General features: G+C 67.8%; 13 protein-coding genes and 2 pseudogenes. 4 read left to right on the top strand and 11 right to left on the bottom strand.

Translation table 11 applies throughout. From position 1 onward, the window contains the following. The 4 genes and pseudogenes from ACFZDK_RS40675 to ACFZDK_RS40690 form a co-directional block, all read right to left on the bottom strand. Positions 1–672 (bottom strand): annotated as a pseudogene (locus ACFZDK_RS40675) (hypothetical protein); the annotation flags it as partial. Positions 673–856: 184 nt separating this feature from the next. Then, positions 857–1,147 (bottom strand): annotated as a pseudogene (locus ACFZDK_RS40680) (YidC/Oxa1 family membrane protein insertase); the annotation flags it as partial. A gap of 119 nt (positions 1,148–1,266) precedes the next feature. Continuing rightward, positions 1,267–1,584 (bottom strand): DUF6412 domain-containing protein, encoded by a 318-nt coding sequence (locus ACFZDK_RS40685; RefSeq protein WP_390980346.1) that lies wholly within the window; start codon positions 1,582–1,584, stop codon positions 1,267–1,269. 62 nt (positions 1,585–1,646) lie between these two features. Continuing rightward, positions 1,647–2,174: a winged helix-turn-helix transcriptional regulator gene (locus ACFZDK_RS40690; protein ID WP_390980348.1), complete on the bottom strand. Its 528-nt coding sequence runs from the start codon at positions 2,172–2,174 to the stop codon at positions 1,647–1,649. A gap of 67 nt (positions 2,175–2,241) precedes the next feature. Between ACFZDK_RS40690 and ACFZDK_RS40695 the strand changes: the two genes are divergently transcribed. After that, positions 2,242–3,648 (top strand): MFS transporter, encoded by a 1,407-nt coding sequence (locus ACFZDK_RS40695; protein ID WP_390980350.1) that lies wholly within the window; start codon positions 2,242–2,244, stop codon positions 3,646–3,648. Positions 3,649–3,778: 130 nt separating this feature from the next. Here the strand turns inward: ACFZDK_RS40695 and ACFZDK_RS40700 are convergent, their stop codons facing one another. Further along, positions 3,779–4,375, bottom strand: a complete 597-nt coding sequence (locus tag ACFZDK_RS40700) for a hypothetical protein (RefSeq protein ID WP_390980352.1) — start codon at positions 4,373–4,375, stop codon at positions 3,779–3,781. A gap of 308 nt (positions 4,376–4,683) precedes the next feature. Further along, on the bottom strand, positions 4,684–5,469 hold the full coding sequence (locus ACFZDK_RS40705) for a class E sortase (RefSeq protein WP_390980354.1): 786 nt from the start codon (positions 5,467–5,469) through the stop codon (positions 4,684–4,686). 252 nt (positions 5,470–5,721) lie between these two features. Between ACFZDK_RS40705 and ACFZDK_RS40710 the strand changes: the two genes are divergently transcribed. Then, positions 5,722–7,194 (top strand): beta-1,6-galactanase, encoded by a 1,473-nt coding sequence (locus ACFZDK_RS40710; RefSeq protein ID WP_390980356.1) that lies wholly within the window; start codon positions 5,722–5,724, stop codon positions 7,192–7,194. A 49-nt stretch (positions 7,195–7,243) separates the two neighbouring features. Here ACFZDK_RS40710 and ACFZDK_RS40715 read toward each other — a convergent pair whose 3' ends face one another. Beyond that, positions 7,244–7,531 (bottom strand): DUF1905 domain-containing protein, encoded by a 288-nt coding sequence (locus ACFZDK_RS40715; RefSeq protein WP_390980358.1) that lies wholly within the window; start codon positions 7,529–7,531, stop codon positions 7,244–7,246. A gap of 77 nt (positions 7,532–7,608) precedes the next feature. Between ACFZDK_RS40715 and ACFZDK_RS40720 the strand changes: the two genes are divergently transcribed. Beyond that, positions 7,609–8,619 carry a hypothetical protein gene (locus ACFZDK_RS40720; protein WP_390980360.1) on the top strand — a complete coding sequence of 337 codons (1,011 nt, stop codon included), beginning with the start codon at positions 7,609–7,611 and terminating at the stop codon, positions 8,617–8,619. 433 nt (positions 8,620–9,052) lie between these two features. Next, complete coding sequence (locus ACFZDK_RS40725) at positions 9,053–9,520, top strand: DNA mismatch endonuclease Vsr (RefSeq protein WP_390980362.1); 468 nt, start codon at positions 9,053–9,055, stop codon at positions 9,518–9,520. Here the strand turns inward: ACFZDK_RS40725 and ACFZDK_RS40730 are convergent. From ACFZDK_RS40730 to ACFZDK_RS40745, 4 genes are all read right to left on the bottom strand, one after another. Next, entirely contained in the window at positions 9,452–10,801 is a 1,350-nt protein-coding gene (locus ACFZDK_RS40730) for a DNA (cytosine-5-)-methyltransferase (protein ID WP_390980364.1), read from the bottom strand. The genes ACFZDK_RS40725 and ACFZDK_RS40730 overlap by 69 nt on opposite strands. 246 nt (positions 10,802–11,047) lie before the next feature. Beyond that, positions 11,048–12,853 carry an SNF2-related protein gene (locus ACFZDK_RS40735; RefSeq protein WP_390980366.1) on the bottom strand — a complete coding sequence of 602 codons (1,806 nt, stop codon included), beginning with the start codon at positions 12,851–12,853 and terminating at the stop codon, positions 11,048–11,050. Continuing rightward, positions 12,850–14,316 (bottom strand): hypothetical protein, encoded by a 1,467-nt coding sequence (locus ACFZDK_RS40740; protein WP_390980368.1) that lies wholly within the window; start codon positions 14,314–14,316, stop codon positions 12,850–12,852. The genes ACFZDK_RS40735 and ACFZDK_RS40740 overlap by 4 nt, the downstream gene beginning before the upstream one ends. A gap of 28 nt (positions 14,317–14,344) precedes the next feature. Next, positions 14,345–15,046, bottom strand: a complete 702-nt coding sequence (locus ACFZDK_RS40745; protein WP_390980370.1) for a hypothetical protein — start codon at positions 15,044–15,046, stop codon at positions 14,345–14,347. Positions 15,047–15,348: the final 302 nt, after the last annotated feature.

Here is a 15,348-nt window from a genome sequence, read left to right on the forward strand (position 1 = left end):
GCCGTCGGGGGTGACGCGGAGGGTCTCATTGCCGTACCGCTTCCCGGACTCGCCGTCGGCCTGCAGGAAGCGGCGTTCGGCCTGCCACCTCGTACGCCACTGGGTCTCGGTGAGCTGGGCGGTCTCCAGATGGTGGCGGGTGTTCAGCAGCCGCTTGCCGCCGCGCACCACGCGCACGACCCCGGCCTGCCAGTCGGCTTGTGCCGAGCGGAGCCGCTCTTCCAGGACGTGCAGACGGCGGGACTTGGCGAACCACTCCTTGCTGCTGCGATATCCGCCCGGCGCATGCCTGGTGCCCTTCTCGCCCACCGGCAGGGACAGCCGGTGCCTGATCGTGCGCACGCCCGCCTGGAGACTGTGGATGTGCGCCAGCAGGCCGCGCCGGGCGAGCGCCCACTGGTCGTGGGTGGCCTTCGTGATGCTGCCTGCCCAGCGGGAGGAGGACTCCCCGGTCAGGACACGCTTACGCTCGGCCCACCGCCCGCTGTCGTGCTCCAGCCCGGCCGCACACCGCGCCTTCAGATCCCCGCAGGCCAGCGAACCGAGGTGGCCGCCGACCAGGCCGAGCACCTGCTCGTCCCCGCCGGTCAGGCCCTTGAGCCGGGCACGAACCGCGACACCCGAGGGACCGGGCACCACGAACGACGCCGCCACCTCCCGCAGTCCACCCACCCCGATCCCCCCGGACCCATGTCGAAGAAAGCTGTCACCACACCCAACGACCACCACCACAGAAGGTCACACATTCGACGAAAGAACTCCCGTTCCCCACCAGCGGGAGTCCGCCCACCACAGCCAGGAAGCTCACTTATACGTGCCAGAACACACTCACGCGCCACCAACCACCACCAGTTCACAACCCCGGCAGGCAGCCGGACAGCGGCGACACCTTCTCCTCCGCGTGCAACTCCAGCACGGCCTTCTGCAGGGCCTCCTGGTTCTTGCCGTGTTTCTCGCGCAGTTCGGCGATTCTCGGCTGGAGCGCGGCCCGAGCGCGCTGGCCGCGGGCGGCGGCCCGGGACAGGGGGTGCACGAGCAGCCGTACGAGCGCGGTGAACAGGACGATCGCGGCGGCGGCCGCGGAGGCGTGGAAGAGCGGCTGGAGCAGGTCGGCGAGTTGCTCGACCAGTCCGGCGAAAACGGACATGAAAGCGGACATGGGTGGGAGCCCTCCGGGGGTCTCGTCGTGCCGTGGGTGAGGAGGTGGAACGGCATGACGACCCGCGCGGGGTCACCAGGAACGGGTGCGTTACCGGATCGGGTGCCCTACGCAGCGGTCGCCGGGAGGGCGTGTCCGGGTGCTCGTGGGCGGCTGCGGCCCTTGGCGTCCGGGTCGCGTTGCGGCAGGAAGGCCGTGCGCCGGGCCCGGTCGCGTATCGCCGTACGAACCCGGGTGGGCGGCACGGCGGGCGCGGAGCGCGCGGCCAGGACCGAGCAGACGGCGAGAGCCGAGCCGACGGCGGCGGTCGCGGCGAGCGCGACGGTGGTGAAGAGGCTGCCGGAGTCGAGCAGCAGCAGATCGAACAGCAGGAGCAGCAGAAGGGCGGCGGGACGGGACGACGGCACGACCCAGCGGCGGTTCACGCGATCCCTCCCCCTCTACTGTTCTTGCCGGCTGCAGCGCTTAGAGCGCGTACAGCTGTTTTTTATACATGACCGGTCTCCAGCGGCTCCAGGAGCCGCTTGGGCTTCAGGAGTGCCCGGCTGACCGGGTCGGCCGGATCTGGATCGAGCCCCGGTCCCGGCGTGACGAGAACGTCCGCGACGGGCACGATGGTTCCGCAGGCGGGGCATTCGCCGTAGGAGCCGAGTTCGGTCCCGCACTCCGCGTGCCGGAAGTAGCGCAGCCGGCGGTCCATGAGGTGCTCGCGCCCCCAGACGGAGAGGGCGCGCAGGGCGGGCCAGAGGGCGATGCCGCGCTCGGTGACGACGTACTCGTCCCGCGGCGGCGACTCCTGGTAGCGGCGCTTCTCCAGGATCCCCACCTCGGTGAGGGTCTTCAGACGGGCCGACAGGACGGCGCGCGGGATGCCGAGGTGGACGAGGAAGTCGTTGTAGCGCCGGACGCCGTAGAGCGCGTCGCGGATGACGAGCAGCGTCCAGCGCTCGCCGACGACCTCCAGTGCACTCGCGAGCGAGCACTCCTGCGTCACGTAGTCCTTGCCCAGAGCCATGGGGACCACCTTAGTCAGTTTCCCTGCACAGGTTCAATGAACGAACCGACAGTGCTACGGTACCCCCATGACTAGGTTCAGTGAAAGAACCATGAAGCGTGCGAGCCCGTCGACATCCGACCCCGAGGCGCCCCCGGCCCGGGACGGCCGCCCCACCCTGGCACTGACCAGCGCCGCGACCGCCGTCGCCCTGATGACCTACACGGCCCCGATGGTCACGCTCCCCGACACGGCCGCCGCCCTGCACACCCCCCTCTCCGCACAGGCCTGGCTGCTGAACGGCACCCCGCTCGGCCTCGCCGCCCTCCTCCTGGTGGCGGGCAGCCTGGCCGACGACTACGGCCGCCGCCGTATCTTCGTCGCCGGCACCCTCGCCCTCGGCCTGACCACCGCCCTCGGCGGCCTGGCGACCTCCACCTGGGCGTTCACCCTCGCCCGGGTCGCCCAGGGCGCGGCGAGCGCGGCGATCCTGGCGAGCAGCCTGGGCCTGCTGGTCGCCGCCTTCCCGAGCCCGCGCGGCCGACTGCACGCGACCGGCGTGTGGGGCGCCTTCGTGAGCGGCGGCATCGCGCTCGGCCCGCTGGTCGCCGGCGCGATGCCCAGCTGGCGGGTGGCCTACGCGGTACTGGGCGCGGCCGCGCTGATCGTGGCGGGCCTCTCCTTCCGCACCCTGACGGAGTCCCGCTCACCGCGCGGCGGCCGCCCGGACATCGCCGGCGCCGTGACCTTCGGCCTGGCCCTGGTCGCCCTCGTGGCGGCCCTGACCCTGGGCCGGGACGGCTGGCTACGGCCACAGGTGGGCCTGCTGTTCGCGACGACGGTCGTACTCCTCGCGCTCTTCACCCTGATCGAGCGCCGCTTCTCCCCGACCCCGATGATCGACCTCTCCCTCCTCCGCAGCCCCCGCTTCCTGGCCTCCTCCCTCGGCGGCCTGGTCACGGGCCTCGCGGTGATAGGCCTGTTCAGCTTCCTGCCGGCCCTGCTCCAGCAGACACTCGGCATGTCCGCGATGGACACGGCGTGGCTCTTCCTGCTCTGGTCCGGCCTCTCCTTCACGGTGGCGCTCCAGGCCAAGCGCCTCGCGGGCCGCGTCCCACCCCGGTGGCAACTGACCGTCGGCTTCCTGCTGCACGCCGGCGGCGCCCTCGCCATGCTGGGCGCCCTCGACGCGGGCTCCTGGCCCCGGCTCCTGCCCGGCCTGGTACTGAGCGGCGCGGGCAGCGGCCTCCTCAACGCCGCGCTCCCCCTCCTCGCCGTGGAGTCGGTCCCGCCCGCCCGCGCGGCCATGGGCTCCGGCGCCCAGCAGACCTTCCGCTACATCGGCTCCTGCGCCGGCGTGGCCCTCACCATCGCCCTCGCCACGTCCTCCGGCGGCGGCCTGGCCCACGGCGCGGACGTGGCGATGGTCGTGTCGGCGGCCGTGGCGGTACTGGGCGCGGCGGGGGTGGCGGCCCTGCGGGAGCGGATGCGTTGACGCATCCGGCGCCGAAGGGCTTCCCGACGCCGGCGAGGGAGTGTCCGACACGTCGGACACTCCCTCGGAGCGAGCTCGAACCCCCGGAGCGAGCCCGGACTCAGCTCGGACCGGGCTCTGTTTCTGCCGGTCACCGGGCAGCCCGTGCGGCCGGCCGGGCAGAGGGCGGCTGGACGTGCGGAGCGGGAACGGCAGCGGGTTTGCGCATGGGGGCGACTCCGTTCGGCGTGGCCTCTTCGAACCCCGACACGACACCGTTGCCGCGCCATGCGGAGCCGTCCCAGACGAACGCCGCGGCCACCGTCCTGTAGAAGCCCGGCCCGCACGAGGCCCACCCGCCCCAGTCAAAGACAACCTCCGGCCCATACAGGCCCCATCGGTTCACGCCGGTGCCACCGAACTTCCAGGCGCTGGTACGGCAGTCCACCCACGTGGACCCGTTCCATCGCTGAACGATCGCTCGCGTGGCGGCCCAGCCGTCAGGCTCGGTCAGACCGGTACCGCATCCCTGCTTCAGCGCGAAGGTCTCGCTGTAGGCGAGGTTGCCGGACAGCACGCCGGGTCTCTTGTGGTCGATCCCGGCGTTTCCCTGGACGCACAGACCGGCGGCGTTGTACACGGTGACCCTTCGGGCCCAGGTGTACGCGCTTGCCGGTTGGGTCCACAGCGCTGCCGTCAGCAACGCGACGAACATGCACAGCGTGGCTTTCAGGGACAGTCGGGACATGCTCCTGCTCCCTCCGGTACTTGAACTCACTTGCGACTCGGCGACCGCCGTAGGAAACATCACGTCCTCGGCACGCTCGACCCCAGGAATCTGCTGGAGTCTGCGAGATCCGCCCATGGGGTCCTGCGGCCGAGGGGCGAGACAGCGGGGCGGCCATGACGTACCAGGCCCCACCGGTGTGTCCGCGACTGCGGACGTGAGTACTCCGAGATCGTGGACCACGGGCTCACTGACTCATACAAGGTAGGCGATGCGATCGTCCGCCGCCTGTCGGGAGCCCTGCGCACCGAACCGCGGGCCCCGACGCCCTACGCGCGCGGCCGCATCGACACCAACTTCCCCCACACCGCCATCCGGTACCGGGACGTGAACTCGGGCGTGCAGGTGGTGAGAGTGATGTAGTACCCGGGCTGCTTGTACCCGTACGACGGCTTCACGATCGACCGCGGTACGGCCCTGACGACCCCCGAGTCACGGGCCGACGTCTGCGGCAGGATCTGGTCCACGGCGTAGGTGTAGGTCGCCGATTTCGTCTCGACCTCGATCGTGTCCTCGCGCCTCAGCCGCGGCAGGTACCGGAACGGCTCACCGTGCGTGTTCCGATGCCCCGCGAGCGCGAAGTTCCCGGCCTGGCCCGGCTGTTGGGTCCCGGGATAGTGACCGACGTACCCGTGGTTGAGCACCTTCGGCTTGCTGACCCCCTCCGCGATCGGCACCCGCAGACCGAGCCGGGGAATGACGAGGATCGCGTACGCCCGGGAGTCGACCACACGGGTCGTGTACGACGTCTGCCGCCGCCCGCCGCCGGAACCGCCCGACCCCGAAGCCGACCCGGACGACCCGGAACCCCCTTTCACCGCACCGCCCGACTCCCCACCGCCTCCCGACCCCCCGGAGTCCCCCCACTCCCGCTCCAGCGCCTCCACCTTCCGCTCGGCCCCCTGCTTCGCCTCCCGGTTGGTCCACCACAGCTGGTGCACGACGAGCAGCATCAGCACCACGCCCACGGTGACGAGGAGTTCGCCCCCGGTCCACACCACCCGTCGCCGCCGCGCCCGCCACCGCCGGTCACCGTGCCCCACGACCCACCGCACCGCGCACCTCCCGCCGCCCCCCGGTTGGGCCCGCACGATAAGGCGACCGCGACCAAGTCACCAGAGCCGTAGCACTTCCTGCCACAACCCCTCCCCACGATCACTTCCTCCACGGGTTTTAGAAAGCAGTGTCACAACTCTCGACAACCCCACACGCCACACCTGATGCTTCCTGTTGGCATGCGGGGGGACGAATCAACGCCGGTCCGGGAACCGGTGCTTGAGCCGCAACGGAGAGGTTGAGAAGCAGCCATGATCCGACGCAGAACACTCCTGGCCGCCGCGGGCGGCGGCCTCCTGGGCAGCGCCCTGGCCACGGGCACGGCTCGCGCCGACGCGACCATCGCGGTCAGCCCGTCCACGTCGTACGGCACCTGGGAGGGCTGGGGCACCTCACTGGCCTGGTGGGGCAACGTCTTCGGTACCCGCGACGACTTCGCCGACATCTTCTTCACCACCAAGTCGACGACGTACAACAGCACGTCGCTCCCCGGCCTGGGCCTGAACATCGCCCGCTACAACCTGGGCGCGTGCAGCTGGAACAGCGTGAGCGGCCAATCGATGGTCGCCTCCGCGAACATCCCCGCGTTCAAGCAGATCGAGGGCTACTGGCAGGACTGGAACAACGAGGACCCCACCTCCTCGGCCTGGGACTGGACGGCGGACGCCACCCAGCGCGCGATGCTCGTCAAAGCCGTCAACCGGGGCGCCACCGCCGAACTCTTCGCCAACTCCCCCATGTGGTGGATGTGCCTGAACCACAACCCGTCCGGCGCCTCCGACGGCGGCAACAACCTCCAGTCCTGGAACTACCGCCAGCACGCCTCGCACCTGGCGTCGGTGGCGTTGTACGCCAAGAACAACTGGGGCGTGAACTTCGCGACGGTCGAGGCCTTCAACGAACCGTCCTCCTCCTGGTGGACGGCGACCGGCACGCAAGAGGGCTGCCACATGGACTCGACCGTCCAGTCGGCCGTACTCCCCTACCTCCGCAGCGAGTTGAACAGCCGAGGCCTGACCAGCACCAAGATCTCCGCCTCGGACGAGACGAGCTACGACCTGGCCCGCACCACCTGGAGCGCCTTCTCCTCCACCACCAAGGGCTACGTCGACCGCGTGAACGTCCACGGCTACCAGGGCTCCGGAGGCCGCCGCGACCTCCTCTACACCGACGTCGTCACGACGGCCGGCAAGGCCCTCTGGAACTCCGAGACCGGCGACAACGACGGCACCGGCTACACCATGGCCTTCAACCTCCTCTACGACTTCCGCTGGCTGCACCCCACCGCCTGGGTCTACTGGCAGGTCATGGACCCGTCCACGAACTGGGCGATGATCGCGTACGACGCGAACACCCTGGCGGCGGGCGCGGTCACCACCAAGTACTACGTGATGGCCCAGTTCAGCCGGCACATCCGCCCCGGGATGAAGATCCTCGACACGGGCGTGAGCAACGCGGTCGCGGCCTACGACAGCTCCGCCAAGCGCCTGGTGATCGTGGCGCTGAACACCGCCACCTCCGCCCAGACCTTCACCTTCAACCTCTCCAACTTCACCACGGTGACCGGCGGCACGGGCGGCCTCGTCCCCCGCTGGAACACGGTGACGACGGGCGGCGACGCGTACAAGTCGTACTCGGACACCTACCTCTCCGGAAAGACGGTGGCGGTGTCGGTCGCGGCGAAGGCCGTCCAGACCCTCCAGATCGACGGCGTGACGATCTAGCGGCGCCAGAGGGGGAGGGACCCCCAGGCGGGCCCCTCCCCCTCTTCTCTTACAAGCGCACACTCATCTCCACCCGCACCTCGTCCCCGGCCGCCAACCCCTGCGGCTTGCGCACCGCGCTCTTCAGGGGCAGCAGATACCCACCGTCCTTCGGAAACAGCGACGTCTCGAAGACCACCCCGCCCACCACCGCCTCGACGGGAATGACACCCCACCCGTACGACGCCATGGCGGCGACGGCCCGAATCTCCTCGGATTCCTCCTCGGGCACCGGCACGAAGTAGTACGGAGAAGGCCCCCGCCACTCCACGACACACCCATCGAACGCGAACCGCACCGAACGACTCCCCTCGCTACCGACTGCCCCCTATCCCTATCTCTTCTTTGTCACCGCCGGGCAGTACGGTGTCGTTCATGCGCCCCGACACGCCCGCCGAGAACGTCGACCACACCGCCGAAGCGGCACGCCTGGAGCGGACCGCCGGCCTCTACCCCGAGGACGCGGAAGCACTGCTGCTGCAGGCCGCAGCCCACCTCGAACTGGCCGACGCCCGCCCCGCCGCGACCGCCCTCTACGACCGTCTCCTCGCCGCCCCGGACACCTTGGAGAACGCGTCACTGGTCCGCGCCCTCAAGGCCTCGAACCTGTGGGAGTACGACCACGAGGCAGAGGCACGCGCGATCATCGACGGCATCCGCACCACGGCCCCCCGCGACCCGGCCCCCTGGGTCATCGTGGCCGAGTCCCTCGAATCCCACGACGAGCTCGAAGCGGCGCACGACACGTTCACGGAGGCGGCAACCCTCCTCCTCACGGACGTGACGGAACCCCCGTACACCACACACCCGGTGCTGTTCGGCCGTCACAGGGTCCGCCGCATGCTCGGCCTCCCCCACGACGACTGGGACGCCCGCGCCGACACCCTCCACTCCTCCCCGGTCTCCCTGGACGAACTCCACGACCCCAAGCGCGTCTGGTCCCTGGGCTCCGACAACCCGGCCGAGCTGGAAGCCGAGATCTCCCGCCTCCGAGCAGAACTCGGCACCTACCGCGAGGCCCTCTCCCGCCCCTTCCCGGTGGCGGTCCTGCACTGGCCGGCGGAGGAACTCTCGGAGCTCCTGTCCGCCTACCCGGACCTGGCCACCGAGTACCCCTCCCACCCCGAGCACCTCTCGACCATAGAGTCCTCCCTCCGCGAACTCTCCACCTCCGGCACTCCCAACCTCGGCATCGTCACCGGCACAGTCCCCTCCTACGAGGCCTTCGCCGCCTCCGAGGGCACCTCCCCCGGCGACCCGACCCTCCTCCCCCAGTACGCCACGACCCTGGCGGCACGGGGCCGGGCAGTGGTGTGGCCCCCACAGCGAACCTCCGACTGCTGGTGCGGCGAAACCCAGCCGTACAACGCCTGCCACGGCTCCTGACCAAGCACCGGCACCCGCCGAACAACCCGGAGTGCCCCCACCCACCCAACGCGCCCCAACCCCGGCCCCGACCGCAGCCCACCCCCAGGCCCACCCCGCCAAGCCGCCCACTTTCCCCGGGCCGCCCGCTCGCTTCTCCCCCGCGCCGGAGCGGCCCGGGTCAAGGGTGGCCCGCAGGGCCATCGGCACAGCCGACGCGCACGCGGAGCGCAGCGGAGCGGGAGCGCCCTTGAGGCGGGGCGCGGAGGCACGACACTGGCAAGGAAGCGGGCGGTCCAACGGTGCCGTCACGACACCGTCCGGTGTCCTAACGCTGCGGCCGACTCGCTAACGCACGTCAGTGCAAGATCAGCGCAAGGCTGCCGCACGGTGAACCAGTCGGGAACGCTTCCCCCGGCCTTACGGCGGCTGGCTTGGGTCTAGGCTCTGTGCCGTGCCCGATGATCCGCAGTGGGAAGCGCCGGAAGGCTCCTGGGCTTCATCCGCAGCCAGGCGTCGCAATATGCAGGCGATCCGCAGCCGCGACACGAAGCCTGAGTGGCTGATTCGACGACTCGTGCACGCTCAAGGGCTGCGGTATCGCGTGGCTGCCCGACCCCTGCCAGACCTTCGCCGAACGGCAGACCTGGTGTTCCGGCCGACAAAGGTGGCTGTTTTCATTGATGGCTGCTACTGGCACGGGTGCCCAGAACATTACGTGCCGCCCAAGACGAACTCTGGCTATTGGTCGGAGAAAGTTTTGCGCAACATGGAACGTGATCGCGAAACTGATCAACGACTCATAGATGCCGGTTGGCTCGTGCTCCGGTTCTGGGAACACGAGCCATCGGACTCATGCGCGGACAAGATTGCCACTACGGTCAACCGGCGGCGGAGAAGTAGTAAGACGCGGCCTGTCTGATACCGGAAGAAATAGCTGCTCCGTCTGCGGTACTTCCGCACCAAAGCCGTCGGTGTCCAGCTCATACTCGCCGAGAAGTTCACCGCTGCACTCGGGCCGGAGTACAGCAGCGATGGCTCGCCCTATCGCCTCAGCAACCGGCGGCGGAAAAGCATTACCAACCTGACGGTACTGAGCCGTCTTACGCCCTTGGAACTTCCAGTCCTGCGGAAATCCCTGGATGAGTGCGGCCTGTTCAACGGTCAGCATAGGACCGGCAGGACGGAAAAGGTCCCGCTCTGGGTCACATTTCTTTGGGTCGTTGGCAACACCCATCCCATCGACACCCAGAACTTCCCAGGCGCGCTTCGCCCTGGTTGGCCCGAGGTCTGCGCCACCGTGCTTCTTCGACCCTCCAACCAGGGTCGGAGCCACCCCCCGGCCCACCTCAGCCGCCCGGGAGGCCTTGCTCAGCCACTCCTCATAGACATCCTTGCCAGTGGGCTCTCCCGGCTTCGCCCGCTCCCCGTCCTTGTTCTTCGTCCAGTACTTTCGGCAACGAGCCTCCATACTGGCCGCGAGTTCGCCAACTACAGTTGCCTGCTTACCCCTGACCTTGGATGGCCAGAAGAATTCACGATCCGATGATCCCAACTCATCTTCATGAATGACAACCAAGATGGCTCGCGGACGAAGCTGCGGAACACCAAAATTGCTTGCATCGATCCGCCGCCAGACCTTTCGCATGGCTCGATCTTGCTCGACAGCCGACCAGCTCTTCTTGATTTCCGGAACAACATAGCCGAGCTCACCTAGCGCACCAAGAATATCCCGGCGATAGTCGATGAAAACCTCCGGGGGCTCCAGGATCCCTCGGACATTCTCGATCATTACCGCTCGCGGCATAAGATCTTCAATAATATTCAGAGCATCAGGGAAAAGGTCGCGCTCATCATCCTTACCCAGCCGCTTCCCAGCCAGCGAGAATGGGGGGCACGGCACACCACCCGCGAGGAGATCCAGTTTCCCCCTTTCAACCGACAGGTTTTTACGCACGTCGGTTTTGAGGAATTCCTTCACATCCATAGGCGTAAGCGCCCTGGTGCGCTCTTCACCCCACCCTGGCCATCCCCCGACGTTTGCCCGGAGGGTTTCCACAGCATGCGGATCCCACTCCACAAGCGCCAAGTGATCGAACCCTGCGTTGTGTAGTCCAACGGCTTGGCCGCCCGCACCGGCACAGATCTCAACCGAGGTCAGTGGCCGGGTGAACTGCGGACGCTCGCGACCGCTGGCGCTCATAGTGGTCCTTCCGGGAGTGACTCAAAACTGATGCCCAAGTGTCCCAGAGACCATGTTCGCTCGCTTGGTTCTTGGACACTCGACGCTCACGAGTGTCCCACTGTCTCGCCCCTGACCGGTAAGAGGGGCCAGGGACGAGATCAACCAACGCTTTGCGGCCTTGTGTTTTACACACTCCCCCCGCTGAGCAGTCGGCGCGTCTCCGACCCGCGCAAAAGGCGAGCACCAATCGGCAGCAGACGCGCGCTATCCGCCACGGATGTGCCGCAGCAGCGCCTCGACGTCGCCAGGGGCGAGCCCTGCGGCCACAGAGGGCTCCTCCTCCAAGTCAGCCAACTGCTGGACCGTGGGGTCATCAAGGATCTTCCCCATGAACTCAAGTTTCTGATCCATGCGTACCTCCACCACCTCGTCGATCGTCCCCCGCGCGGCGATCACGGTGACCTTGGTCTCCGTCTCCGGGGCAAGCCCCAGGCGGTGGATGCGGTCGAGGCTCTGCAGGTAGCGGCCGGCCATGAAGTCACGGTCCACATAAACGGCATCGTGACAGACATGGTGCAGGCTGATGCCCTCTCCCAGGGTCGCCGGGTTGGAGACCAGCACCATGCAGCTGGGGTCTTCCCGGAAACGGCGCAGCTGCTCTTCCCGATCAGGGGTTCCGCCGTACACGACTGCCGGGCTGTACTTGTCCAGCATGTGCGCCAAAGTAGTCAAACTGCGCACAAAGGTTGTCCAGACCAACGTCTTACGGCCCTGTGCCGCGTTCTCAGCGACGATCGCCAGCGCTTCCTTGAACTTGGGGGACAGCTCGTAGTCGGGAAGGTTCTGCATCAGCGAATACAGCGAGCTGCCGGCCGGAGGCTCCAGCGGAGGCAGCTGGTAGGCCAACGGCTCGTACTTGGTGGCGCCCTCTACCAACAAGGCTGGGCTCGTCGCCGCCATCAGCAGACGCAACGCCGTCTTGCCCAGCGCGCCGAGATCCTCTCGCGCGGTGCCGTTGGCCATGCCGCCCACCAACGAGCTGTAGATCTCCGCGTGCAGGTCCGGCATATCGACGTAGCGCATCCGCAGGGTCATGGGCGGCAGGCCCAGCTCCTGCTTGGTCGTCCGGGTGAACAGCGGCCGCAGAACGGTGCTCGCGTAGGCAAGGTCCCCGCCGGCCACTGCCCGAGTGACCGCGCGTTGCCCGTGCCCTGGCCAGACAAAGCCCATGAGGTTCTCCAGGTCCTTGGAGCCGTTCGGGGCCGGTGTACCAGTCAGGATCAGCCGTCGTTCCGCGAGCGGGCCCAGCGCCATGCACGCAGCGCCGTACGTACCGCGTGCGCCGAGCTTCATTCGATGGGCCTCGTCGAGGATGAGCATCGAAGGGGCGGACTTGAGCCAGTTCGCGAGCAGGGGCAGAGAACGGTCCAAGCGCTCGTAGTTGACGATGAGAACCTCAGCCCACTCGTCCAGCGAGCCATCCAGCACATGGGTGCGGAGCGGGTAGTTGAAGCAGACGGCTGTTTCATAACGCCACGACTCGTAGGCCGACTTGGGGCAGACGACAAGCAGCCTGCTGGCCGCACCCTCTGCCCGCTGAGCTGCGTACACGGCGAGCGCCACGCGGGTCTTGCCAGCACCGGGCACGCTGAAATTCGCCCCGTGCCCCAGCGAAAGCAGTTTGGCGATGTCACGGCGCTGGAAGGTGTTGAGGTCTTCCTTCCAGGTGTCTCCAAGCAGGTTCAGCACATCGCCAGCAGCGACTTCCGAGGATGCCCCGGAGTCGGCGAGGCGCTCCTCGACCAGTCTGGAGTCGTTGACCACGCCGGCGACGAGCTTCTTGAGCTCCGGAGTCCACTCCACGCCGGTGGGGGCGGGCCAGCTGCTGAGGAAAGGCAGGTTCGCGAGGAGCTCATCCAGGGCCACCGAGGCGGAGAGCGGGCCCAGCTGGCCGCCGGTACGGAACCGGGCGGCCAGCTGAACGAGGTCCTGCCGGTACTGGTCGGTGGTCCGCAAGACCACACGGGTACGCGAGTCGTCGAACCCCAGATGCAGGGACGTTTCCGTCACTGGGTGCCCTCCGCGGTGGCGGCGGCAAGGAGCCAGGAGACGCCGTCTCCGGGGTTCGGGATACCTCGTCCGGCCTGCTGGGCGAGCTTGCGCAGGCTGGTCTGGAGTTTGACCACAGCCTCGTCGAAGGCCTCCTCGTCCAGGCTGTTCGAGGTACGGGCCTGAACCAGTTCGATGATGCACTGATCGATGTTGGCGCACGCGTCCGCGAGCCGGGCCGGCGCAAGCTGCTTGCGCTTGCGGACCCTGGCGTCGCGACCGTGACTGTCGATCGCCTTGTCGAAGGCGTCCTTGGCCTGGTCGAGGAGCGCCTGCGCCGAAGCCTTCTCGCTGTCAGGCAGCCCCGCCGAGTTGTTGCGGACAGTAGCGGCTGCCCGGAGGATGCGGTCGTTCAGGGCACGGGCCCCCGCCACAGCCGACGAGGCGGCCGGTACGTCCAGCCCGAGCCCGGGGATGGACACAGACTCGGGCTGGGCAGTCGTGCCGGTGTCCGCCAGTGCCGGCGGCAGCTCCTTCTCCAGATACCCCTCCTCCAGGAACACCTCGTCGATGTGGCGCACGTCCGTCTTCGAGAAGTTCAGCAGGATCGCCGCCAGACGCCGCTCCTTCATGATCTCGGCCTGGTCCCGGTCCAGGTTCTCCAGCTTCACGTAAAGCCGCTGGAGTTCCTTGAGGCGCTCCTGGGCCCTCTCCCAGTCCACGAGCCGCAGCGCGACGCCCCCGCCGCTCGCGCTACGTTCGTTCAGCTCTGTGATCACACTCAAGATCCACCGTTCCTGGTGGTATGTCGCCGTCCGGATCCGGAACTCCTTGGCGATCTGCTCGGGCGTGCGGCCCAGCGCCGCCTGTTCCTCCATGGCCAGCAGCCGGTTGACATACGAGTAGTCGCGCCGCTGGTCCTGGCGGAGCTGAAGGGCCAGCTCCACGGCATCAATGTCGGCCTGGGTAAACGACGAGGGGAGCACTCCCACGCGCATGGACTGCTTGCCGAGCTTCCGCAAGGCGACGGCACGCGTGTTGCCGTTCACCAATACGCCGTGATGCGTAACCAGCCCGGGGTCGTTCTGGCCGAACTCCCGGAGGTCTTCCATCAGCTTGTCGAAGGCGGGGTCTGGCAGCTCCGGGTCAGACGGCATGGCCTGGAGCAGGCCGCCCAGGTATTCCTGACCCGCCTCTCCAAAAGGATCCTTGTCCAAGTTCCGGTCCTGGTCCGGCTTGTGACTGCGCTGGGCGCGGATCCTGTGCGTACCGGGGTTGAGGTAGAGGTCGTTCAACGGGAGGTCGATCACATCGACGTGGATCTGCTGCCCGTTCCAGTCGACCGTGACCGTTTCCCGGGTGCCTCCAGCGGCCTTCACCTCCGCCACCCTCTTCTTGATCAGCTCACTGAACTGCTCCGCGCGCGGCGGCGGCGGGAACTCCCGCACCATATCTTTTCCCCGTCCCTTTCTGTCGCCGGTCATGTCAGCTACTTTTGCCGGTCGCTGTGGATCAGCCGGTCACGTCGTCGATGGCCTGCGCCACTGCGGCCCGGGACTCCTCGGGCAACGTCCGGTAAATGCCCCACACCTTCTCGATCGGGCTGAACGAGCGCTGATCCGCGTCGATCCACTTGGCGAAGAGGCGCTGCTCCAACGGAGCAAGAGCCTCGACAAGTTCCAGCAGCGCCCCGAGGTCAACCTCCCGGTCGGATCCGCCACCGGTCCCGCACCGCTTGCACTCGGTGACGAGCTGGTGCTCGACGCTCCCGTCCGAGTTGAGCACCTTACGCCGGGAGACATTGAGCTTGGCAAGCTCGATCCCGTCGCCGTCCTCATACGCCTCGCCGGCGCCGATGCCACAGGACCGGCACAGGTGGTTGTCGTCCTGGAGCACCTTCGCGCGCTGGGCAGCGGTGAGGCTGGCCTTGTGCTTCGGCGCCTTCGACTTGCCCGGGATCCAGACGTCAGCACCCCGGATCACAAACCGCTGCTCCTGCTGGAGCAGCGAAGGGTCGTCGCGACTCGTGTCGATCCGCCAGCCGTGATCACGCAGGTCCCGCAGCCTGCGGTCGATCTGCGCGACCTCCGGGAAGGCTTCACGCAGCTGGGCCTTGGTGAAGATGTTCCCTTCCCCCACCTCGGCAACGAGCCACAGCGCTGCCCTAACCATGCTTCCGAACTGATTGTCCCGGTAGGACGGGATTTCCACCATTAACGCCTCCGTGAACTCGTGCCGACGGCACGGCTTTTATTTCGGAGCGTGCGGCAACTGCAACTAACCGTGCAGCCACCTAGGCTCCGTGATCCCCCCGCTCCTCAGCGGCTCATCCAGTTTGACACCAAGGAACGGGTGAAAGTCCAGGGCCTTCCAGCTTGCCCGGGTAAAGCAATTCCGACCGGCTGGACTTGCTCAATGAGAGCAAGTCCAGCCGGTACCGAAGAGGCAGGGACTACACGCTTAGGAACGACGGCGGTGGGGCACAATTGCCGGATCGCAGGCAGACCTTGGGGCGG

This window comes from Streptomyces sp. NPDC007901 (genome assembly GCF_042959465.1).
Lineage (GTDB): Bacteria > Actinomycetota > Actinomycetes > Streptomycetales > Streptomycetaceae > Streptomyces.